This window comes from Pseudomonas sp. IzPS59 (assembly GCF_014863505.1).
Lineage (GTDB): Bacteria > Pseudomonadota > Gammaproteobacteria > Pseudomonadales > Pseudomonadaceae > Aquipseudomonas > Aquipseudomonas kribbensis.
The window spans coordinates 5325260-5347633 of record NZ_CP062251.1 but is presented as its reverse complement, the minus strand read 5'-3'; the positions used below and the strand labels follow the sequence as shown (position 1 = coordinate 5347633).

At 59.5% G+C, this 22374-nt stretch carries 16 protein-coding genes, 2 tRNA genes, 2 rRNA genes and 1 pseudogene; 13 read left to right on the top strand and 8 right to left on the bottom strand.

Annotated features, from left to right (window positions below):
• Positions 1–43: 43 nt before the first annotated feature.
• The 7 genes from IF189_RS23945 to IF189_RS23915 all read left to right on the top strand — a co-directional run bounded on the left by IF189_RS23945 (position 44) and on the right by IF189_RS23915 (position 7343).
• A tRNA-Ile gene (locus IF189_RS23945) sits at positions 44–120 on the top strand.
• 30 nt (positions 121–150) lie between these two features.
• Positions 151–226, top strand: a tRNA-Ala gene (locus tag IF189_RS23940).
• A 244-nt stretch (positions 227–470) separates the two neighbouring features.
• Positions 471–3361, top strand: a 23S ribosomal RNA gene (locus IF189_RS23935).
• 150 nt (positions 3362–3511) lie between these two features.
• Positions 3512–3627 (top strand): 5S ribosomal RNA (gene rrf / locus IF189_RS23930).
• 150 nt (positions 3628–3777) lie between these two features.
• Complete coding sequence (locus IF189_RS23925) at positions 3778–4437, top strand: paraquat-inducible protein A (protein ID WP_134828116.1); 660 nt, start codon at positions 3778–3780, stop codon at positions 4435–4437.
• The gene (locus IF189_RS23920; RefSeq protein WP_085709261.1) at positions 4424–5047 is read left to right on the top strand and encodes a paraquat-inducible protein A; all 624 of its coding nucleotides are present in this window, start codon (positions 4424–4426) and stop codon (positions 5045–5047) included. Before IF189_RS23925 ends, IF189_RS23920 begins: the two co-directional genes overlap by 14 nt.
• Positions 5040–7343 (top strand): intermembrane transport protein PqiB, encoded by a 2304-nt coding sequence (locus tag IF189_RS23915; RefSeq protein ID WP_134828115.1) that lies wholly within the window; start codon positions 5040–5042, stop codon positions 7341–7343. The genes IF189_RS23920 and IF189_RS23915 overlap by 8 nt, the downstream gene beginning before the upstream one ends.
• Before the next feature lie 67 nt (positions 7344–7410).
• Here IF189_RS23915 and mksF read toward each other — a convergent pair whose 3' ends face one another.
• The 3 genes from mksF to mksB are packed head-to-tail and all read right to left on the bottom strand — an operon-like array spanning position 7411 to position 12219.
• Positions 7411–10251 carry an Mks condensin complex protein MksF gene (gene mksF / locus IF189_RS23910; protein ID WP_134828114.1) on the bottom strand — a complete coding sequence of 947 codons (2841 nt, stop codon included), beginning with the start codon at positions 10249–10251 and terminating at the stop codon, positions 7411–7413.
• Positions 10248–10949 carry an Mks condensin complex protein MksE gene (gene mksE, locus IF189_RS23905; protein WP_085709264.1) on the bottom strand — a complete coding sequence of 234 codons (702 nt, stop codon included), beginning with the start codon at positions 10947–10949 and terminating at the stop codon, positions 10248–10250. The genes mksF and mksE overlap by 4 nt, the downstream gene beginning before the upstream one ends.
• Entirely contained in the window at positions 10939–12219 is a 1281-nt protein-coding gene (gene mksB, locus IF189_RS23900; protein WP_167748779.1) for an Mks condensin complex protein MksB, read from the bottom strand. Before mksB ends, mksE begins: the two co-directional genes overlap by 11 nt.
• A gap of 231 nt (positions 12220–12450) precedes the next feature.
• On the opposite strand from mksB, the gene IF189_RS23895 reads away from it, so the two are divergent.
• On the top strand, positions 12451–13203 hold the full coding sequence (locus IF189_RS23895; protein WP_134828119.1) for an energy transducer TonB: 753 nt from the start codon (positions 12451–12453) through the stop codon (positions 13201–13203).
• Entirely contained in the window at positions 13196–13648 is a 453-nt protein-coding gene (gene rimI, locus IF189_RS23890; RefSeq protein WP_085709267.1) for a ribosomal protein S18-alanine N-acetyltransferase, read from the top strand. Before IF189_RS23895 ends, rimI begins: the two co-directional genes overlap by 8 nt.
• Positions 13649–13695: 47 nt before the next feature.
• Here the strand turns inward: rimI and IF189_RS23885 are convergent, their stop codons facing one another.
• Positions 13696–14100: a serine kinase/phosphatase gene (locus IF189_RS23885; RefSeq protein ID WP_134828112.1), complete on the bottom strand. Its 405-nt coding sequence runs from the start codon at positions 14098–14100 to the stop codon at positions 13696–13698.
• A 142-nt stretch (positions 14101–14242) separates the two neighbouring features.
• Here IF189_RS23885 and can point away from each other — a divergent pair, with 142 nt between their 5' ends.
• On the top strand, positions 14243–14887 hold the full coding sequence (can, locus tag IF189_RS23880) for a carbonate dehydratase (RefSeq protein WP_007951756.1): 645 nt from the start codon (positions 14243–14245) through the stop codon (positions 14885–14887).
• Positions 14888–14895: 8 nt separating this feature from the next.
• Here the strand turns inward: can and IF189_RS23875 are convergent, their stop codons facing one another.
• The 3 genes from IF189_RS23875 to acpA all read right to left on the bottom strand — a co-directional run bounded on the left by IF189_RS23875 (position 14896) and on the right by acpA (position 18591).
• On the bottom strand, positions 14896–15420 hold the full coding sequence (locus IF189_RS23875; protein WP_192552361.1) for an SET domain-containing protein-lysine N-methyltransferase: 525 nt from the start codon (positions 15418–15420) through the stop codon (positions 14896–14898).
• 178 nt (positions 15421–15598) lie between these two features.
• The gene (locus tag IF189_RS23870) at positions 15599–16771 is read right to left on the bottom strand and encodes a hypothetical protein (RefSeq protein WP_134828110.1); all 1173 of its coding nucleotides are present in this window, start codon (positions 16769–16771) and stop codon (positions 15599–15601) included.
• Between the two features lie 119 nt (positions 16772–16890).
• Positions 16891–18591 (bottom strand): acid phosphatase, encoded by a 1701-nt coding sequence (gene acpA / locus IF189_RS23865; protein WP_192552360.1) that lies wholly within the window; start codon positions 18589–18591, stop codon positions 16891–16893.
• Positions 18592–18740: 149 nt separating this feature from the next.
• Between acpA and IF189_RS23860 the strand changes: the two genes are divergently transcribed.
• Both IF189_RS23860 and IF189_RS23855 read left to right on the top strand, forming a co-directional pair.
• Positions 18741–19031, top strand: coding sequence for a nucleotidyltransferase family protein (locus IF189_RS23860; protein ID WP_134828108.1), 291 nt, complete (start codon positions 18741–18743; stop codon positions 19029–19031).
• Positions 19028–19372, top strand: a complete 345-nt coding sequence (locus tag IF189_RS23855) for a DUF86 domain-containing protein (RefSeq protein WP_134828107.1) — start codon at positions 19028–19030, stop codon at positions 19370–19372. The genes IF189_RS23860 and IF189_RS23855 overlap by 4 nt, the downstream gene beginning before the upstream one ends.
• Positions 19373–19407: 35 nt before the next feature.
• On the opposite strand, the pseudogene IF189_RS23850 reads toward IF189_RS23855, so the two are convergent.
• Positions 19408–20824: pseudogene (locus IF189_RS23850) on the bottom strand (short-chain fatty acid transporter).
• A 199-nt stretch (positions 20825–21023) separates the two neighbouring features.
• Here IF189_RS23850 and IF189_RS23845 point away from each other — a divergent pair.
• On the top strand, positions 21024–22337 hold the full coding sequence (locus IF189_RS23845) for an MFS transporter (RefSeq protein WP_192552359.1): 1314 nt from the start codon (positions 21024–21026) through the stop codon (positions 22335–22337).
• The last annotated feature ends 37 nt before the right edge of the window (positions 22338–22374 follow it).

Genomic DNA, 22374 nt, shown 5'->3' with positions numbered 1-22374 from the left:
TTGCTTGATTCATTGAAGAAGACGAAAGAAGCAGCCCGAAATTGGGTCTGTAGCTCAGTTGGTTAGAGCGCACCCCTGATAAGGGTGAGGTCGGCAGTTCGAATCTGCCCAGACCCACCAATTTTGTGTGGGAAACGCCTGTAGAAATACGGGGCCATAGCTCAGCTGGGAGAGCGCCTGCCTTGCACGCAGGAGGTCAGCGGTTCGATCCCGCTTGGCTCCACCACTACTGCTTCTGAAGTAAGAGCTTAGAAATGAGCATTCCATCGTGCTGATGGTGAATGTTGATTTCTAGTCTTTGACTAGTTCGTTCTTTAAAAATTTGGGTATGTGATAGAAAGATAGACTGAGAGCCACTTTCACTGGTGGTGATCAGGCTAAGGTAAAATTTGTGAGTTCTCTTAGTTGAGAAATTCGAATTTTCGGCGAATGTCGTCTTCACAGTATAACCAGATTGCTTGGGGTTATATGGTCAAGTGAAGAAGCGCATACGGTGGATGCCTTGGCAGTCAGAGGCGATGAAAGACGTGGTAGCCTGCGAAAAGCTTCGGGGAGTCGGCAAACAGACTTTGATCCGGAGATGTCTGAATGGGGGAACCCAGCCATCACAAGATGGTTATCCTGCACTGAATACATAGGTGCAAGAGGCGAACCAGGGGAACTGAAACATCTAAGTACCCTGAGGAAAAGAAATCAACCGAGATTCCCTTAGTAGTGGCGAGCGAACGGGGACTAGCCCTTAAGTGGCTTTGAGATTAGCGGAACGCTCTGGAAAGTGCGGCCATAGTGGGTGATAGCCCTGTACGCGAAAATCTCTTGGTCATGAAATCGAGTAGGACGGAGCACGAGAAACTTTGTCTGAATATGGGGGGACCATCCTCCAAGGCTAAATACTACTGACTGACCGATAGTGAACTAGTACCGTGAGGGAAAGGCGAAAAGAACCCCGGAGAGGGGAGTGAAATAGATCCTGAAACCGTATGCGTACAAGCAGTGGGAGCAGACTTTGTTCTGTGACTGCGTACCTTTTGTATAATGGGTCAGCGACTTATTTTCAGTGGCGAGCTTAACCGAATAGGGGAGGCGTAGCGAAAGCGAGTCTTAATAGGGCGTCTAGTCGCTGGGAATAGACCCGAAACCGGGCGATCTATCCATGGGCAGGTTGAAGGTTAGGTAACACTGACTGGAGGACCGAACCGACTACCGTTGAAAAGTTAGCGGATGACCTGTGGATCGGAGTGAAAGGCTAATCAAGCTCGGAGATAGCTGGTTCTCCTCGAAAGCTATTTAGGTAGCGCCTCATGTATCACTGTAGGGGGTAGAGCACTGTTTCGGCTAGGGGGTCATCCCGACTTACCAAACCGATGCAAACTCCGAATACCTACAAGTGCCGAGCATGGGAGACACACGGCGGGTGCTAACGTCCGTCGTGAAAAGGGAAACAACCCAGACCGTCAGCTAAGGTCCCAAAGTTATGGTTAAGTGGGAAACGATGTGGGAAGGCTTAGACAGCTAGGAGGTTGGCTTAGAAGCAGCCACCCTTTAAAGAAAGCGTAATAGCTCACTAGTCGAGTCGGCCTGCGCGGAAGATGTAACGGGGCTCAAACCATACACCGAAGCTACGGGTATCACGCAAGTGATGCGGTAGAGGAGCGTTCTGTAAGCCTGTGAAGGTGAGTTGAGAAGCTTGCTGGAGGTATCAGAAGTGCGAATGCTGACATGAGTAACGACAATGGGTGTGAAAAACACCCACGCCGAAAGACCAAGGTTTCCTGCGCAACGTTAATCGACGCAGGGTTAGTCGGTCCCTAAGGCGAGGCTGAAAAGCGTAGTCGATGGAAAACAGGTTAATATTCCTGTACTTCTGGTTATTGCGATGGAGGGACGGAGAAGGCTAGGCCAGCTTGGCGTTGGTTGTCCAAGTTTAAGGTGGTAGGCTGGAATCTTAGGTAAATCCGGGATTCTAAGGCCGAGAGCTGATGACGAGTTGCCTTTAGGCGACGAAGTGGTTGATGCCATGCTTCCAAGAAAAGCTTCTAAGCTTCAGATAACCAGGAACCGTACCCCAAACCGACACAGGTGGTTGGGTAGAGAATACCAAGGCGCTTGAGAGAACTCGGGTGAAGGAACTAGGCAAAATGGCACCGTAACTTCGGGAGAAGGTGCGCCGGTGAGGGTGAAGGACTTGCTCCGTAAGCCCATGCCGGTCGAAGATACCAGGCCGCTGCGACTGTTTATTAAAAACACAGCACTCTGCAAACACGAAAGTGGACGTATAGGGTGTGACGCCTGCCCGGTGCCGGAAGGTTAATTGATGGGGTTAGCTAACGCGAAGCTCTTGATCGAAGCCCCGGTAAACGGCGGCCGTAACTATAACGGTCCTAAGGTAGCGAAATTCCTTGTCGGGTAAGTTCCGACCTGCACGAATGGCGTAACGATGGCGGCGCTGTCTCCACCCGAGACTCAGTGAAATTGAAATCGCTGTGAAGATGCAGTGTATCCGCGGCTAGACGGAAAGACCCCGTGAACCTTTACTATAGCTTTGCACTGGACTTTGAATTTGCTTGTGTAGGATAGGTGGGAGGCTTTGAAGCGTGGACGCCAGTTCGCGTGGAGCCATCCTTGAAATACCACCCTGGCAACTTTGAGGTTCTAACTCAGGTCCGTTATCCGGATCGAGGACAGTGTATGGTGGGTAGTTTGACTGGGGCGGTCTCCTCCTAAAGAGTAACGGAGGAGTACGAAGGTGCGCTCAGACCGGTCGGAAATCGGTCGTAGAGTATAAAGGCAAAAGCGCGCTTGACTGCGAGACAGACACGTCGAGCAGGTACGAAAGTAGGTCTTAGTGATCCGGTGGTTCTGTATGGAAGGGCCATCGCTCAACGGATAAAAGGTACTCCGGGGATAACAGGCTGATACCGCCCAAGAGTTCATATCGACGGCGGTGTTTGGCACCTCGATGTCGGCTCATCACATCCTGGGGCTGAAGCCGGTCCCAAGGGTATGGCTGTTCGCCATTTAAAGTGGTACGCGAGCTGGGTTTAGAACGTCGTGAGACAGTTCGGTCCCTATCTGCCGTGGACGTTTGAGATTTGAGAGGGGCTGCTCCTAGTACGAGAGGACCGGAGTGGACGAACCTCTGGTGTTCCGGTTGTCACGCCAGTGGCATTGCCGGGTAGCTATGTTCGGAAAAGATAACCGCTGAAAGCATCTAAGCGGGAAACTTGCCTCAAGATGAGATCTCACTGGAACCTTGAGTTCCCTGAAGGGCCGTCGAAGACTACGACGTTGATAGGTTGGGTGTGTAAGCGCTGTGAGGCGTTGAGCTAACCAATACTAATTGCCCGTGAGGCTTGACCATATAACACCCAAGCAATTTGAGTCGAAAGGCCAGATTGCGGTGTGTGAAGACGCAATGAACCGAAAGTTCGACGCTCACAAAGCACCGAAAACTATCCATACCCAATTTGCTGAAGCGAGGCCATCCGGCCACGAGTCAGTACCCGAATTTCTTGACGACCATAGAGCGTTGGAACCACCTGATCCCATCCCGAACTCAGAAGTGAAACGATGCATCGCCGATGGTAGTGTGGGGTTTCCCCATGTGAGAGTAGGTCATCGTCAAGATTAAATTCCGAAACCCCAATTGCGAAAGCAGTTGGGGTTTTGTTTTGTCCGCAGGAAAGTTTTTTGCCCGCGACAGCGAACAAATTTGCACAGTTATTTTCGAATCAGAACACTAGAATAGTCCCCATCTTTTTCGGAGCCAGAGCCCTTATGTCGGATTCGGTTGACGCCCCCGGGCTGTCAGATTTACCGCTGGATGACTTGGTGGCCTGTCATGAGTGCGATCTGCTGATGCGCAAGCCCAAGCTTGCCCACGGTGAGAAAGCCCTCTGCCCACGCTGCGGCTACGAACTGTATGCCCACCGTCATAATGTGGTGCAACGTAGCCTTGCCCTGGTCATTGCCGCACTGTTGCTCTACGTGCCGGCGAACTTTTTACCCATCATGCAGCTCAATGTTCTCGGGCAATCGTCGCAGGACACTGTCTGGAGCGGCGTTGTCGGTCTGTTCGATACCGATATGCGCGGTGTTTCAGTCGTCGTATTCCTGTGCAGCATGGCGATCCCCCTGCTGAAACTGCTGTGTCAGTTGATCGTGTTGCTGACCATCCGTTTCAACATCGGTCGTAGCTACGGTCTGTTGCTCTACCGCATTTATCACCACCTCAGAGACTGGGGCATGCTTGAGGTCTACCTCATGGGCGTCCTGGTGGCGATCGTCAAACTGGCGGACATGGCGGCCATCACCGTCGGTCTCGGTCTGGCATGTTTCATCGGTTTGTTATTGGTTCAGGTCTGGCTCGAAGTGGTGATGTCACCGCACCAGATCTGGCAGGCGTTATCAGGAGAAGATGCCCATGCGGGCGATTGATGCGGGCATTCTGATCTGTACCGAATGCCACGAACTGAACAAGCAGGATGCCGACAGCGACGTACAGACCTGCACCCGATGCGGTGCGTTGGTTCACGCCCGGCGACCCAATAGTCTCGCGCGAACCTGGGCGCTGCTGATCACCGCCGCGATCGTCTACATTCCGGCGAACGTCCTGCCGATCATGACGGTCAGTTCGCTGGGCCAGGGTGATCCGAGCACGATCATGTCCGGGGTCATCCAGTTGGTGCAGCACGGCATGATTCCGATTGCTGCCGTGGTGTTTATCGCCAGCATCCTGGTGCCGACCTTCAAACTGGTGGGCATCGCACTGCTGCTGTTTTCGGTGCAGCGCCGCCAGCCGTTGTCCGCACGCCAGCGAATCTGGATGTACCGCTTCATCGAGTTCATCGGCCGCTGGTCAATGCTCGATATTTTCGTGATCGCCATTCTGGTGGCGGTCGTCAACTTCGGCCGGCTAGCCAGCGTCGAAGCCAATCTGGGCGCCATCGCCTTCGCCAGTGTGGTGATTCTGACGATGCTTGCCGCTGTCACTTTCGATCCCCGACTGATTTGGGATAACACGGAGTCGGACGCCGACCATGACTGATTTGCCCGTAGCGAAAACCCGACCGGCTTCGAACTGGTCTGCCATTTGGGTACTGCCCCTGATTGCCCTCATCATCGGTGGCTGGCTGGGATGGCGTGCCTACAACGAAACCGGTATCGAGATTCAGGTGCGTTTCGAAAGTGGTGAAGGCATCCAGGCCAACAAGACCGAAGTGGTCTACAAAGGCATGTCTGTCGGTAAGGTCAAAGCCCTCAAGCTCGATGACGAAGGTGCTACCAAAGGCGTGATCGCCACCATCGAGATGAACAAGGATGTCGATCAATACCTGAAGACCAGCACCCGCTTCTGGCTGGTCAAACCGAGCGTTACCCTGGCGGGTATTACCGGTCTGGAAACCCTGGTGTCGGGCAACTATGTCGCGATCAGCCCGGGCGAAGGCGAGCCGACGCGCAAGTTCAAGGCCCTGGCCGAAGAGCCGCCGCTGTCGGACTCCAAACCCGGTCTGCACCTGACAATCAAGGCTGATCGCCTGGGTTCGCTGAACCGTGGCAGCCCGGTGTTCTACAAGCAGATCAAGGTCGGCCAGATCAAAAGTTACGTGCTGTCGGAAGACCAGAGCACTGTCGAACTCAAGGTGTTCATCGAGCCGACCTACGCAAAACTCGTGCGCAAGCACACGCGTTTCTGGAACGCCAGCGGCATCAGCATCGACGCCAACCTGTCCGGCGTGAAAGTGCGCAGCGAGTCCCTGGCCAGCATCGTCGCCGGAGGTATTGCCTTCGCCACCCCGGAGAATCGCAAGGACAGCCCGCCCACCGATCCGAGCCTGCCGTTCCGCTTGTATGAGGACTTCGATGCGGCCGCCGCCGGCATCCGTGTGAAGGTCAAACTCAGCGATTTCGAAGGCCTGCAGGCCGGGCGCACCCCGGTGATGTACAAGGGCATTCAGGTCGGTAACCTGAAAGCGCTGAAGATCGACCCGGACCTGTCCAGTGCTACCGCCGAGCTGACCCTCGATCCGCTGGCTGAAGACTATCTGGTCACCGGCACCCAGTTCTGGGTGGTCAAACCGTCGATTTCCCTGGCCGGCATCACCGGTCTGGAAGCGTTGGTCAAAGGTAACTACATCGCCGTGCGCCCCGGTGACAAGGGCGGTGCGCCGCAACGCGAGTTCGAGGCCCGGCCAAAAGCACCGCCTCTGGATCTTAAGGCGCCGGGCCTGCACCTGGTGCTGTTCACCGACAGCCTCGGTTCGATCGAGGTCGGCAGTCCGATTCTCTACAAACAGGTCAAGGTTGGCTCGGTGCAGAGCTATCAGTTCTCCAAGACCAAAAAGCAACTGGTGATCGGCGTCCACATCGAGAAGGAATACGAAAACCTGGTCAACGCCTCGACCCGGTTCTGGAACGTCAGCGGCATCACGTTGACCGGTGGCCTGACCGGCGGTATTCAGGTCAAGAGCGAGTCCTTGCAGACCCTGATGGCCGGCGGCATCGCCTTCGAAACGCCGCAAGCCAAGGCGCCATTGCAGAAGCGGATTCCGCGCTTCCGTCTGTTCGCCAATCATGATGACGCGAATCAGAAGGGTGAGGTGGTGACCATCAAGGTGGACCGCGCTGACGGCTTGCGCAGCGGCACGCCGGTTCGCTTCAAGGGCCTGGATGTCGGCAAGATCGAAAGCGTCGACCTGACCGATGATCTGCAATCGGTAATCCTCACCGCGCGCATCACCGAAGTGCCGGAGAAGATTGCCCGGGTCGGCAGCCAGTTCTGGGTGGTCAAGCCGGAGCTGGGGCTGATCAAGACCTCGAACCTGGAAACCCTGGTCACGGGGCAGTACATAGAAGTTCAGCCGGCGGCGAAGAGCCTCGGCCCGCAGAAAAACTTCGTGGCCTTGGCCAATCCGCCGGAGGTGAGCAAACAAGAGGCCGGCCTCAGTCTGGTATTGAGCGCTGCCCGTCGCGGCTCGTTGAAACCCGGCGTGCCGGTGACCTATCGCGAAATCACGGTGGGTAAAGTCACTGGTTACGAACTGGGTCAGACCGCGGATCGCGTCCTTGTACACATTCTGATCGAGCCGAAGTATGCGCCGCTGGTACGCAGTGGCAGCCGCTTCTGGAACACCAGCGGTGTCGGTTTCGATATTGGCTTGTTCAATGGCCTGACCGTGCGCACCGAGTCGCTTGAGACCGCGATTCAGGGCGGTATCGCCTTCGCCACACCGGATGGCGAGCGGATGGGCAACCCGGCCCGCGCCGAGCAGACCTTCCCGCTGTTCGACAAGTTCGAAGACGAGTGGCTGACCTGGGCGCCGAAAATCCCCCTCGGTAAATAATCCCGCCCAATGAAAAGGGCCGCGATCCAATGGATCGCGGCCCTTTTTTGTGCCCGTCAGTAACGCATCAAACCGCATCCAGCTCCGGTTCATCCGCTTCGACATTGATCGTGGCCTTCACCACATCGTGGCGACGGATGTACTTCCAGTCCGCCTCGTCGATGTAGATGCCGGCCGGGCCGCTGCCGCCTTCCAGGTCAATAGCGACACTGGCGCAGACCTGCGGCTTCACGCTCGCCAGAATCGGCACGAAGCCCAGTTGCAGGCTGGTTTCCAGCAGAGCGGCCTGGTTCCTTTCGTCGATGTCCGCCGCCTCGTCGAGGTAGTACGGCAGGCGAACGCGACCGGCCAGATCGCGGTCCATCAAGTGCAGCAACAAGTACATGTTGGTCAGCGCCTTGATGGTCATCGTGGTGCCGTTGGACGCAGCGCCATCGATGTCGGTGTGGATAACCGGCTGGCCGTTGACCTTGGTGATCTCGAACGCCAGTTCGAACAAGTCCTTGAGGCCGAGCTGGTTGTGGTTCGCCGCCACCAGCCGCGCCAGGTATTCCTTGGCCTCTTCGTTCTTGTTGTCTTGCTCGGCGCTCTGGCTCAGGTCGAACACCGACAGGGTTTCGCCTTCTTCGTACTGACCGGCGCTGTGGATGATCTGGTCGATGTGCTTGAGCGCTTCCTTGTTCGGTGCAAGCACGATGCGGAAGCTCTGCAGGTTGGATACCTGACGCTTGTTGATCTCGCGGTTGAACAACGCCAGTTGATGCTCGAGGCTGTCGTAGTCGCTGCGGATGTTGCGCAGGGTCCGCGCGATATCCGTCACGGCTGCGCGACGGGCCTTGCCCAGGGTCAGGGCTTCGTCGGTGCGGTGCGCGTAAGCGTTGATCAACAGCGACAGGCGTCGCTCCATGTCGTCTTCACTGTCGAACTTGGCCACGCCCTTGAGGCGCACTTGCGCGTACAGCGCTTCGATCTGGCCATCGGCACGCAGCAGGCCTTGCCAACTGTCCTGATAGTCGTTGAGCAGCGGCAGCAGGTTGTCCATGGAATCGTCGACCGGATCCATGAACGGCGTGCCGAACGGCAGATCCGCCGGCAGCAGCTGACGGCGACGCAGGGCATCGTCGAGGGTGCGCTGCTTGGCTTCCATGTCCGCGATCTGCCGGCCGACCAGTTGCAGCTTGGCCGACAGTTGCTGGACGCGCTCGGTGAACGCATCGCTGGAGCGCTTGAGTTCGTCCTGCGCGGCTTCCATCTGTGCAAGCTGCTCGAGCTTGTCGCCTTCTTCGGCGCTCAGGGTCTGGGTACGACGGAAATCTTCCAGCGCTTTCTGAGCATCCAGAACCTGCTGGTACAGCGCTTCGGTCTGGGTTTTGCTCGCGGCGCGGTCGGCGGCCACGGCTTGTTGGGTTTTCAGTTGCTTGAGTTCTTTTTCCAGACGCTCTTTCTGATCGCGCAGCGCGGCACGGTCAGCCAGCGCTTGCAGGGCCGGCGGCTCGATGTGCGAGATGTCGATCGACAGGCCCGGCACTTCGAAACGCTCGCCCTTGAAGCCGTCGAGGATCAGCTCGACCGATTTCACCCATTCGCCATCCTCGTCGAGGGTGATGCCGTGCTCACCCAGCGGCAGGCTGAACAGCGCGCTGTTGAACAGACGCATCAGACGCTCGACGTCCTGTTGCGAAAACTCTTCGCGCAGACGGGCGTAGCTGTTGTTGTCGGCGTGATCGAGTTGCTGCTTCACCGACTTAAGGCGTTTTTCCAGATCCCGCAGGCGTTCTTCGAGATCCTCGGCACTGAACTGACGAGACTGCGCCAGCGCACCGGCCAGTTCATCGTGAGCGTCCTTGGCGGCGAGCAGTTGTTGCTCGAGCACTTTGACGTCATCGACCAGAGCGAAGCGATTCTTCAGCACCGACAACTCACCCAGCCAGCGCTGGATGCCGGAGATTTCCCGCTCCAGACGCATCAGCTCCTGAGTGCCGCCGCGCTGATCGTTCTGCAGGTCGTCCTGTTCACGGCGGTAGTGCTCGGCCTGAATGGTCAGCTCTTCCTTGCGCGCCGTGGCGTAGTCCGACCAGGTGCCGAGCAGCGAGTCGAGCAGCGGCGACAGGCGATGAAGCTTTCCGCGCAGCATGTCGCGCTGTTTCACGCCGTTGGCCAAGGCTTCGACCAACGGGCCGGCGGCCACCAGCGAGTTGTAGTCCTGTTCCATGCGACGCACGTCGCGGAAGGCTTCTTCGCACGCGGCGATGTAATCGACACTGCCGGAACGCAGGCTGTGTTCGAAGGCATCGAGGAACAACTGCTTGAGCTTGGCGGCGGTGATTTCGCGCATGTGCAGCAGGTTGATGAACAGTGCGCGGAACGTCTTCAGGCTCTGCTCGCTGGTGGAGCGCAGCGGGATCAGGGTCAGGTCGAGCGGGATCGACGTATGACCGCCGACCAGCAAACGGCGCAGCTCATCAGGCTTGAGTTCGTAGGCTTTCAGGCCTTCTTTCTCAAGGTTGCTGAACAGTTCTTTCTGGCGCAGGCAAGTATCGTTTTTCTGGTAGTGGGCCAGATCGAGCTTGCCGGCATAGGCGAAGAACTGGTGACCGAAACCACCGCCGGGACCGCGACCGACCACGCCGATCACGTGCGGGCCATGAGGCAGATTCACTTCGACAAGAATGTAGCTGGTGTCGGAGGCAAAGTAGAAACGCCGGGACTGTTCCAGGCTGTACTTGCCGAAACTCATGTCCGACATGCGCGCCAGAATCGGGAACTGCAAGGCGTTGATCGAGGCGGATTTACCGAGGTTGTTCGCGCCGTAGACCGACAGCGGTTCTTCCAGCGGGAACAGGCCGAGGCTGTAGCCGGCGGTGTTCAAAAGGGCAAAGCGGCGGATGCCATAGCGTTCCTGGCTCATGCGTCGGACTCCTGTTCTTCGGCAATGGCACGGGCCAGTGCGTCTTCTTCGCTTTCTTCTTCAAACTCGGTCAGGTCCAGCGGATCGTCGGTTTCCAGCAGCCTGGCCTCGGCTTCCTCGTCGATCAGCACCGGTGCCGGCAGCGGCAGCACGCTGTGGACGCTGGCCGCCAGATCGCGGTCCTGCTGCACCGACAGGCACACGTCGAGGAAGCGGTGCATCGGCGGCAGGAAGCGGTACACGCCGTTTTCTTCGCCGGCGAAACCGAGCTGGGTCATGCGGCGCATGATTTTCTCTTCCAGCTCATCAACGGTCTGCACTTCGGCCTGGATGAACAGGTCGCGGTACTTTTCCAGCAGCGAAGGCAGCTCGTCGCGGCCGAGACTGCCGCCGTCCAGCACGGCGATCGGGTCGCGGCCCTGGTCAGCCAGGTGCTCGACAAGGATGAAGGTGAACAGCGCCAGACGCTGGGCGGTCTTGTTCACTGCGGCGGCGGCCATGTCCGGTACGAAGTAGTAGAAACCACGGGTATCGCAGACCAGTTCGAAGCCCAGGGCCTTGAACAGCGTGCGGTACTGGTCCTGGAAATTCGACAGCTGTGCGTACAGCTCCGGGTCGCGGCGGCTGACGTGGTAGCCCTTGAACAGTTCGCGGAAGATCGGCGCCAGTTGAGACAGTTCGGAGAGATCAAGATGCATGTGGAGTGCTCGCAGAATCCTCGGCGGCGGGGTCGCGGGCCGAGAGCAGGGCGAAGGAGCGCAGGCTGACCTGGTGCTCGTGAGTGTGGTATTCGCGGCGTTCCAGACGCTCGCGCTTGAAGCGTTTTTCCCGCGACAGGCGCGAGAACCAGTAAAGCAATTCGTCGGTGGCGCCGTCCGGCTCCTGCTCCAGCAGCCAGGTCATCAGGTCCGGCATCGGCAGGGATTCTTCGCAGCGGTCGACCATTTCGCGCACGGTGCGCGGTGCACGCGGAACATCGCCGGTCTTTTGCGACTTGTGTGCCTTGGGGAAGCGCGCCGGTTTCGGCTCGAAGCGGGCCAGAGCGTAGACGTAGGCTTCGACCTGACTGGCGCTGCCGAGGAAGGTGCTTTGCGGCCGGGTGAACAGCGGCATCGCAGCTTGCGGCACGGCGTCGATGCCTTTGCGGCGGATCGCCGCCAGCGCCAGCGCAGCACCACGGGTCACGGCGTTGTGCCGGCGTGCTTCTTCGCGCAGCGGCAGCAGCAGTTCCCGGGCATGACGCAGGGTCAACTGGGCGCTGGTCTGCATTTCGAGGATGCGCGCGTGGGTGCGCAGCAGCATGTCGTCATCAACCAGATGGCCGAGGCGCTGCTGTTCGCTGAGCATCTTCAACAACACGGTTTCGACCTTGCGCACGCCTTGTTCGAAGGCGCCGTCGGCGTTCACCAGATCGATCATCGGCTCGACGTATTCGTCCCAGGTCGCCAGTACTTCGGCGTAACGCTGTCGCAGAGGAATCTGTCGGTCGCTGGTCTTGGCCCGTTCGGCCACCGCCACCAGCGCCTGTTCATCGTTGTCGAGTTTCTTCAGGACGTCGCGCACGCGCATGTCGAGCAGGCGCAACTGACGGGCCAGGTCATTGCCGTCACGGATGTCGAACGCATCCTGAATGTAGCCGGCCAGACGCTCGAGGTGACGCAGGTAGGCTTCGATCTCCAGGCACAGGCCCAGACGGTGCTCACGGCGCAGATAAGCGAGGAAGTCGTGGATTTGCGCGTTGAGCTCGAAGCGGTTCGGGCTTTTCGCCACGGGGACCAGAATGTCGAGGCGAATCCACACGTCGAGCAGGCTGGTGATGTCCTGCGGCGTGCTTTCCAGTTGTTGGGCGGCCAGTTGCGTGCGCAGTTCGTTGAGGCTCAGGGTGCCCTGGTCGAAGTGCTCGCACAGTGGCTCCAGAAGTGCCCAGTGTTCAGCGAGGGCGCGCAAGACGCGCTTGGGTTCGATCATCGGAATGGCCGGCTGGTTGGCGATTAAAAGCCGCGATTGTACTGCATCACGCGGGATGCGATTCACTCTCGGGACGGGCTGTCGTTTTTCTTTGCGTCAAGGTATCGGTCAAGACTATCGATCAACAGCGGGCGATCTTGAGCGAAGGGCGGTAGAATCAGCGCACTTCAGTTATCCACAAGTGGCCGACCCTTGCTAATCGAGTCCCGCCGCCGCGCCTATTTGAACGCCATGCAGGTGGTCAACTGGCTGCCGCGCACCGAATTGCCCTTCGCCGCACCGTCGCGGCCCGAGCTGCTGGAGCTGCTGGAGCCGGAGCCCGAGGTTCTGCTGTCCGTCGCACCGGCATCCCCGGCTGAAGCGCCGGCTCAGCCGGCTGCGCGTGTAGCCGAGCGGCCGAAGATCGAGGTCCCGCGACCGACGCCCGCCAGCGGCCGCCCTGCCGCCAAACCGGTGGAGGAAGCCGAAGAAGCGCCGGTGGTCGCGCGGCCCGCGCCGGTGCCGCCACCGCGTTTCGCCTTGCAATTGCTGCGCGCCGGTCGTTGCCTGTTGCTGGTGGAGTTACCCACAGGCGAATCGTTCCAGAGCCGGGATCCGGCTTATCTGCTGCTCAAGGACATGCTGCGCGCCGCCGGTCTGCCGGATGCGCCGCAGATCGTCGGCGATCCGGTGCGTTGGCCACTGCTGGTGCGCGGCACCATGGATCAGGGGCCGGACGCGGCCCGGGATTTCGTCCAGGGTTTCCTTTCGGTGCAAATGGAGACGTCGCCGTGCGTCTGTCTGTGGCTGATCGGCCTGCCAGCGGTGCGCTTCGCCGGTGAGAAGGATGCCGAAGCGTTCAACAGTGAATTGCAGATCGAGGGTCTTGGCCTGGCCTGGGCCGTGCCGGGACTGGAATTGTTGATGGAAGAGCCACAGCGCAAAGCCGCCGTGTGGCAAGCCATGCGTCGGCTGATGGCGCGCTGGAAAGAATCGAATGAGTGATGCGGTAACCTTCCGTCCGATGGTCGAAGCCGATCTGGACGCTGTGCTGAAAATTGAATTCGCGGCCTACAGCCATCCCTGGACCCGCGGGATTTTTCTCGACGGGCTGGGCAAATACCAGATCTGGTTGATGTTCGAAGGCGAGCAGCAGGTCGGCCACGGGGTGGTGCAGATCATTCTGGATGAAGCGCACCTGCTCAACATCACGGTAAAACCGGAGAACCAGGGTCGTGGTCTGGGGCTGACATTGCTCGAATACCTGATGTCCCGTGCCTATGCGGCCGATGCCCGGGAATGTTTCCTGGAAGTGCGCGACAGCAACACAGCGGCTTTCCGCCTGTACGAGCGCTACGGTTTCAATGAAATCGGCCGTCGTCGCGATTACTACCCGGCGGTGGGCGGGCGTGAAGACGCCGTGGTCATGGCCTGCACCCTGGTTGACTGATCGGCGGTAGAAGCTGTCTCAACCGGAGACAGCTTCTACGGAGCACTTCAGCGTTTGCCGTCCATCGGGTCGCGACGCGCCATTTCCGCTTCATCCAGCCCGTCGCCGCCGCCAATGTCGTCCTCATCGACAATGCTCAAGTCCCAATCCGCCTGATTGCCTGACCCCAACTCATCGGCATCACGGGCACCGTCTTCGCGGATCAGGGTTTCCGGGCTCAGGTCATCGTCGGTCGGCTCATGATCAGCCACTGAAGCGCCGGTCAGTCCCGCCTCCCGTACCCGTTCACGGGGCATCCGTTGCTCACGCTCACTTTCCGGCAGTTCATCACCGATCTTTGCGCTGGGCTGTTCGTCGTCGAAATCCAGCTCATGCACCGATCCCATGCGGTCTTCGTTATCATCGATGGGCTCCGGCTGCACCGCGTCGAAGGGACGTCGTGAATCAGTCATGGCAAATCCTCATACTGTGGGCCTTACTCAGGTGGACTCACCCGGCACACGAGAAATTCCAATGAAATCACTTGCGATCCTTTCGTGACCCCGACGGACGGTTGTCTGTCATAGCAGCGCATCTTTCTTGAGGCCTTACAGCATGCATGACTTACAAGACCTGATTGATAACAACGAGCGTTGGGCTGACGCGATCACCAAGGAAGACCCGGATTTCTTCGCCAAACTGGCCCGCCAGCAGACGCCGGAATACCTGTGGATCGGTTGCTCCGATGCACGGGTTCCGGCCAACGAAATCGTCGGCATGCTGCCGGGCGATCTGTTCGTTCACCGCAACGTGGCCAACGTGGTGCTGCACACCGACCTCAACTGCCTTTCGGTGATCCAGTACGCCGTGGACGTGCTCAAGGTCAAACACATTCTGGTGACCGGCCACTACGGTTGCGGCGGTGTGCGGGCGTCGATGCAGGACCGTCAGTTCGGCCTGATCGATGGCTGGCTGCGGTCGATTCGCGATCTGTATTACGAAAAGCGTGAAGAACTCGCCAAACTGCCGACCGAAGAGGAACAGGTCGATCGCCTGTGCGAGCTCAACGTGATCCAGCAAGTGGCCAACGTCGCCCACACCAGCATCATTCAGAACGCCTGGCATCGCGGGCAGAGCCTGTCGATCCACGGTTGCATCTACGGCATCAAGGATGGCCGCTGGAAAAGTCTGAACACCACCATCAGCGGTTTCGAGCAACTGCCGCCGCAATATCGTCTGCGTCCGGTCGGCGCACCGTAACCTGCAAGTCAGCGCATGCCTTGTCGCAGCCAGCTCTTCAAATAGCGCTGGCCTTCAAGGCTGGGTGGTTCGTCATAGCCGGTAATCCAGCCGCGACAATGTGCAGATCCGCAACCGCAGGCGAACTGCCTGAGCAGTTTGTCCTCGGTGGCGGTGTAGTCCATGGTCAATCGTTCGCCCGGCTGAATGTCTCGCACGGCCCACAGCCATAATTCACTCATGTCTATGAATACGTTCGGGTCGCAGGAGTGTTCGAGCAATCCGCAGAAGCGTGGATCGTAAATATGGATGCCGGCCTGTAATTGCCGGGTCTGGCGGCAGCGGTAGGGCAGCAGTTGACCCGAGACCCTGCACATGCGGGTGATGCGCAGGAATTCCCGGCGCGCGACGACTGCACAGGGCGTTCCCCGGGCGTCGTGAATCACTTCGAAGTCGGCACGGGAAGGGAATCCGAGGCGCACGGGAAGCCCCATGAACGGGTAGATCCCCTCTGTATCGCGGGGCGTTGGATGGCGAAGGACTTGCGTATTCATAACGATCCCTGTCGAAAAGATGCTGCGACTTCAACAGGGCAGTTTCCATTCGGCCCGGTAACACAGTATTGGATCCAATATCTCGCATATGAAACTACAGATCTACTGTCACATCTGACAGGGGCGAAAGACGCTTTTCCGCGTCAGCCTGCGCTGACACGGAAAAGCCATTCTTGCGTCAGATATGCGGAGCAGGCACCGCGGTGTCCGGCATCGGGCTTTGAAGCTGTTGCAACTGGGCCTTGATCGGCGTGGTGGCGCACTTGGCGGCGGCCTGTTCGGCGGTCAGGTTGCGGATCGAGGTGTAGAACAGCTCGCAAGTCTTGACCTTCTGCGTCACTTGCCAGGTCTGGGTGCAACTGTTCAGCAGGGTTTTCGGGTCGGTGCCCGGCTTGCTGCCCATGCCGGCCTGCCAGCAGGCGGCGCTCAAATCCTGGCCCATCACTTTCAGCCCCGCAGCGTCAGCCTTGGCCTGGGCGTCGTCACCGGTGTAGCTCTTGGGATCGGCGGCGTACCAGATGTAGCTCGGGTGGTTGGAACCCAGTACCGGCACGTTCACCCCGGCGCTCGGAGTAATGGTTGCCAGGCCCAGCACGTTCACGGTCGGCCCGTATTGCTGTTTGATCCAGTTACGCACCGGTGCACCGAAGGCCACCATCGGCAAAGCAGCACCGCTGGCGCTGACGCTGACCTGTTTGACCATGGTGGTCTGGTAATCCTTGAAGTAGTCGTAGACCCCTTCAAGGTCGCTGCCGGCGCTGGCGGGGGCGGCAATCGGCGCGATGTCGACGATGGTCTGGTAACCCGGCGTCTGGTCGGCCGGAACGCCGTTGTCGGTCAGCAGCGCAGCCCAGCGATCGGTGGTGTTGGAGCGCAGGTAGTCCTGGGCCTGGGTCAGCGAGTAATCCGGCGGGAAGTGCAGCAGCTCGACGCTTTTGCGGTTTTCCAGGGCCATGCCCAGCGGCAGGAACAGATACCAGCTGTACGCCCACTTGCCATCGGCGTTGAGCTTGCTGGCGCCGGTGTAGGCCAGGTCCCCGGCATCCAGCAGCGCGGTCAGCGGCTTGTCGTAACCTTTCGGCACACCGCTGATCTCGGCATAGATCTGACCGTTATCGTTCTTCACCAGCACCTTGGCACCGGTATAACCATCGCGTTGCACGCTCTGGCTCAGGTAATGGGCGACGGTCTGCTCAAGCGTCCAGTTGCGAAAGCAGATCACGCTGCAATTGTTGGGATAAGCGAAGAGGCGGGTGACGCGTTCGGTGCTGCCCAGTTTCAGGTCGACATCGGCGTGGGCGGCTGCGCTCAATGTGAGCGCAGCGAGGGTGAGTCCTGCGAGTTTGAACATGCTCAGATCCTTTTCAGCGTGGGTTCCCCGTTGCTCGGGTGCGCCACATATTGGATCAGCCGGGTGATGGCGAGAAGCCGTCAGCCACAGTTTTTTGGGCCGTATCGCAGGACTAGTCCTCAGGCCTTGAAATGCAGGGCGTTGGTCAAATCGCCCATGGGTTTCTGGCCCCGGCCGGTCATCGCATCGTCACGCTGCTTGATTCCCGCCAGGGTCTCCAGCTGGAAGACGCGGGTGATCAGACGCAGGATCGATGCGGTGTCATAGACCGTGTGATCCACCGTGCCTTTGCGGGCGAACGGTGACACCACCAGCGCCGGCACCCGCGACCCCGGCCCCCAGCGATCGCCCTTGGGCGGTGCGACGTGGTCCCACCAGCCGCCGTTCTCATCGACGGTCACGATCACCACCATGTTTTTCCACTGCGGGCTTTCCCGCAGCACTTTCAACGCGCGGACGATGTGCCGATCACCGGAAGCCACGTCGGCGTAACCAGCGTGCATGTTCAGGTTGCCCTGGGGCTTGTAGAAACTCACGGCCGGCAACTTGCCCGCCTCGGCGTCGGCGAAGAACTTGTTGGTACTCGACTCATCGCCCAGGCCGGCGTCGCGCAGGCGTTTGCTGCGCTCTTCGGGATGCTCCGGGCCCTGCTGCTGAAAGTAGTTGAACGGCTGGTGGTGATACTGGAAGTTGGGGATTTTCGGGATGCCGCCGGAATCCTTGAACTGATCCAGCGTCGCCTGCCAGGCACCGGCGTACCACGCCCAGTCGATGTTTTTCTTCGACAGCTTGTCGCCAATGTGCTCGTGGGTCTGGGGCACCATGACGTTCGGCAGATCGGCTTTGGAATACGCCGGGCGCTCCGGGTCACGAATCCAGGTCGGCCAATAGGGCGGGGCGAGGGTGTTGACCCCGTAACCGTCCGGGGTCAGTGCGCTCGGGCCGAACTGCGGCGGGCCGGTCATGGCGCTGGCCGGGGATTGCTCCAGCGGTTTGAGGCGCGGGTCGGCCGGGTCATCGCTTTGCAGCGCGGCAATCTGGCTCTTGGCGACTGAGCTGGCGACATTCGGGTAGAACGGCGCGGTGGCGCTGATCAGATACTGGTGGTTGAGGAACGAACCACCGAAGGCACCCTGGAAGAAGTTGTCGCACAGCACGAATTCCTGGGCCACGTCCCACAGTCGCAGGGAATAGCGACTCTGGGCATAGTGACCCATGGTCAGGCCGCCGGAATCGGCCCAGGCCACGAAGCCGTCATTCTTGCCGCCGTTGATCTGCATCTGGTTCTGATAGAACACGTGCCACAGGTCGCGGGTTACCAGACCAAGTGGAAGGTCCTCGGCATTCGGGCCTTTCAGAGCGAAAGGTGCGTTGGGCAGGTTTTCCTGAAACTGCACGGCATTGGGATAGGTCACGCCATCGAGGGTTTGCGGGCCGATCTGCAATACACCGCCCCAGGCCGGCGGCAGGGTCTGCAGCAGGCTGCCGTCGCGGTCGCGCTGTTGGTATTCCTCAGGCTTGAGTGCAGACAGCGGCTTCTCGACACCGGGGAAATCACCGAACAGGTTATTGAAGCTGCGGTTCTCGGCGTAGATCACCACGACGGTCTTCACCTGATCGCGCAGGGCCTTGTCCAGTTCGGCGGGCGAGAGCGGACGCTCCTCGGGTTTGCCCGGCAGATCACCGGCATTCCCGCACCCGGCCAGCGTGGCGCCCACACCCAGGACGGCGACACCACCGAGAAAACGGCGGCGGCTGGTATCGGTGGGATTGTCGGATTCAGGCGAGAAGGGGTCTTTGCCGTCGGTGTCGTCGTTCATGTAGAAGTCCGTTTATGCTTAATTGTTTCAGTATGTTTCGGGCGGACGCTAGCAAGGGAATGTGACGGTTGGGTGACAAAAGGTGCGGTGTTTGCCGCCCGCCACCACTGCTAGACTGGCGCAGTATTGAATCTGGCCAAGGTGAAACCATGAAGCCTTCCATAGCACTTGATCTGCAACGAGCCGCCATTCGTGAATTGGTCGACCGCTTTCCGACGGCCAACCCACGTGTGTTCGGTTCGACACTGTTGGGGACTGACGTAGAAGGCAGTGATCTTGATCTATTGGTTGATCCGCTTCCTGGGGCAACCTTGTTTGACCTTGGCGGGCTTCAGGTTGAGCTTGAAGACCTGTTGGGCATTTCTGTCGATCTGTTAACGCCGGGAGACTTACCCGTGAAGTTCCGTCAACAGGTACTGGATCAGGCCCGTCCCGTATGATCGAGAATCGGATTGGCGATTACCTTGAACACATGCGTCAGGCTGCCAGCGATGCGCTGATCTTTGTCGAAGGTCTGAGCAAAGAAGAGTTTGTTGAGGATAAGCGTACTCAGCAAGCGGTGATCATGAGTCTTGTGATCATTGGCGAGGCGGCTACCAAGATCATGGATCGTTTCCCGGAGTTCGCGGCGCAAAATAACCAGGTTCCATGGCGCAGTATGCGCGGTATGCGTAACCGGATCGCTCACGGCTATTTCGATATCAATCTCGATGTGGTGTGGGACACGGTTCAAAGCGCCTTGCCTGAGCTCCTGAAAGTCTTGCCTCTACAGCCAAGCTGATCACGCCTGCTGTAAACAGGCGTGATCTGTTCAAATTACGGCATCACCGGCGGCGTATATGCCAACGTCGTCCCCAACGCCCACAGCAACAACAGCACCAGCGGCGTGTGCACCAGCAGTTGCACGAACGAGAAACCGATCAGATCCCGCGCCTTCAACCCCAGCACGCCCAGCAGCGGCAGCATGTAGAACGGGTTGATCAGGTTCGGCAGGGCTTCGGCGGCGTTGTAGATCTGCACGGCCCAGCCCAGGTGGTACTTCAGATCGGTGGCCACCTGCATCACGTACGGCGCCTCGATGATCCACTTGCCGCCCCCGGACGGAATGAAGAAGCCGAGAATCGCCGAGTACACGCCCATCAGCAGCGCATAGGTGTCGTGGGAAGCGATGCTGACGAAAAAGGTCGAGATGTGGTGGGCCAGAGTCTGGGCATCGGTGCCCTTGACCGTGGTCATCAGTGCGGCAATCGAGCCGTACAGCGGAAACTGGATCAGCACGCCGGTGGTGGTTGGCACTGCCCGCGCTACCGCATCGAGGAAGCTGCGCGGGCGCCAGTGCAGCAATGCGCCAAGCATGATGAACAGGAAGTTGTAGGTGTTGAGCCCGGAAATCGCGGTGATCGCAGGTTTGGTCGAGAACTCGTGGAACAGCCATCCGGCCGCCAGCAGCACCAGCACGATGATCAGCAGCGGGCTGTGCTCCAGCCATTCGCCGGGTCGGGTGCGCGGTTGCAGCGGCGGCAGGTTGAAGGCCGGGTCGATGCCGCAGGCCTTGGCGTCACGCGCCGAGTTCGGGCCGGGCGCGGTAGCATAGGCGATGATGATCGAAATCACGATCAGCGCCAGCAGCATGACTCCCGACTGCCAGAGGAAAATCGTCTGGGTGAACGGAATCACCCCGGTGATCGACAGGATCGACGGCGGCAGGCTGGCGGGGTTGGCCTGCAACTGCGCAGCGGACGACGACAGGCCCAGTGCCCACACGGCACCAAGGCCCAGATAAGCAGCGGCTCCGGCGGCGCGGTAATCCATTTTCAGATCGGTGCGGCGGGCGAGGGCGCGCACCAGCAGACCGCCGAATACCAGCGACAGGCCCCAGTTGAGCAGCGACGCGACCATCGAGATCAGCGCGACCCAGGCCACGGCGGAGCGGCCGTTCTTCGGGATTCGCGCCAGGATCGATCAGCTTCACGGCGGGTGGCGAGCTGGCCACCACGTAACCGCCGATCACCACGAAGGCCATCTGCATGGTGAAGGGGATCAGGCTCCAGAAGCCGTCGCCGAAAGCCATGGCGGCGTCGGTGGGTTTGGCGCCCATGGCCAGGGTGGCCAGGGCCACGATGATCACGGCGAGTGCGGCGAACACCCAGGAGTCGGGAAACCAGCGTTCGGCAAAACTGGAGCAGCGCAAGGCAAAGCGCGCAGAGCGGCTATCTTCGATATCAACGGCCACGGGAGTACCTCGGATTTTTATGTTTATTGTGGTCTTCGGAGCTTGGCCGGCCCGTCTGGACAGGTGCCAACAGTAAATCAACCGGCGGATTTTTGTGACCGTGTTTCACTGAATCAGACTATGGTCTAACGGGTTGTCGATCGGCCCGTTTGCGTAGACCATGGGCGCCTTGGTTTTTTGCCTGCCAGAGTTCTTTGCCATGACTGCCCATTCCACTGCCCGACCGGCGCCGTTCAGCCGTTCCGACTACAAGACCCTCGGCCTTGCGGCCCTGGGCGGGGCGCTGGAGATCTACGATTTCATCATTTTCGTGTTCTTCGCCCTGACCCTCAGCCAGTTGTTCTTCCCGCCGGAAATGCCCGAGTGGCTGCGTCTGCTGCAAAGCTTCGGGATCTTTGTCACCGGCTATCTGGCGCGGCCGCTGGGCGGGATCCTGATGGCGCATTTCGCCGACCGGCTGGGGCGCAAGAAGGTCTTCAGCCTGAGCATCCTGATGATGGCGCTGCCGTGCCTGCTGATCGGAATCATGCCGACCTACGCGCAGATCGGCTATTTCGCACCGCTGTTGCTGCTGGCGCTGCGTATCCTGCAAGGCGCGGCGGTGGGTGGGGAAGTGCCGAGCGCCTGGGTGTTCGTGGCCGAGCACGCACCGGTCGCGCATCGCGGTTATGCACTGGGCTTTCTGCAGGCCGGTTTGACGTTTGGTTACCTGATCGGCGCATTGACTGCGACGTTTCTCGCACAGGTGTTTACCCCGGCGGAAATCCTCGATTACGCCTGGCGTTATCCGTTCCTGCTCGGCGGCGTGTTCGGCGTGATCGGCGTGTACCTGCGCCGCTGGTTGAGTGAAACCCCGGTGTTCATGGCCATGGACGCGCAGCGTGAGGCCCGGATCGAGCTGCCGTTGCGCATGGTCTTGCGCGAGCATCGTCTGGCGATGCTGCCGGCCATGCTCCTGACCTGCGTACTGACTTCGGCGGTGGTGGTGTTCGTGGTCATTACCCCGACCATGATGCAGAAGACCTTCGGCATGACCGCCGGCCATACATTTGCATTGAGCGCGTTGGGCATCGTATTCCTGAACATTGGCTGCGTGATTGCCGGGTTGCTGGTCGATCGCCTCGGTGCCTGGCGCACGGTGATGCTTTATAGCCTGCTGTTGCCATTGGGCATCGGCGTGCTTTACAGCTGTTTAATCATGGGCGGCGATTGGGTGGGCCTGGCATACGCCATCGCCGGTCTCGGCTGCGGTGTGGTCGGCGCCGTGCCGTCGGTGATGGTCAGCCTGTTTCCGGCACGGATTCGGGTTTCGGGCATTTCCTTCACCTACAACATTGCCTACGCCGCATGGGCAAGCATCACACCGCTGCTGCTGATCGGTCTGATGCCGTGGAGCCCGTGGATCTGTGTGATGTTCTGCGCGGTGATGGGCGCGGTCGGCATCGTCAGTGCGGCGTACTTCGGTGTGCGCATGCCCGGGGGCGGGCGCCGTTCGGTGGCGCCCTGTTCCTGAAGGCTGGTTGACGGCCTCGGCGCAAACTCGCGCGGCC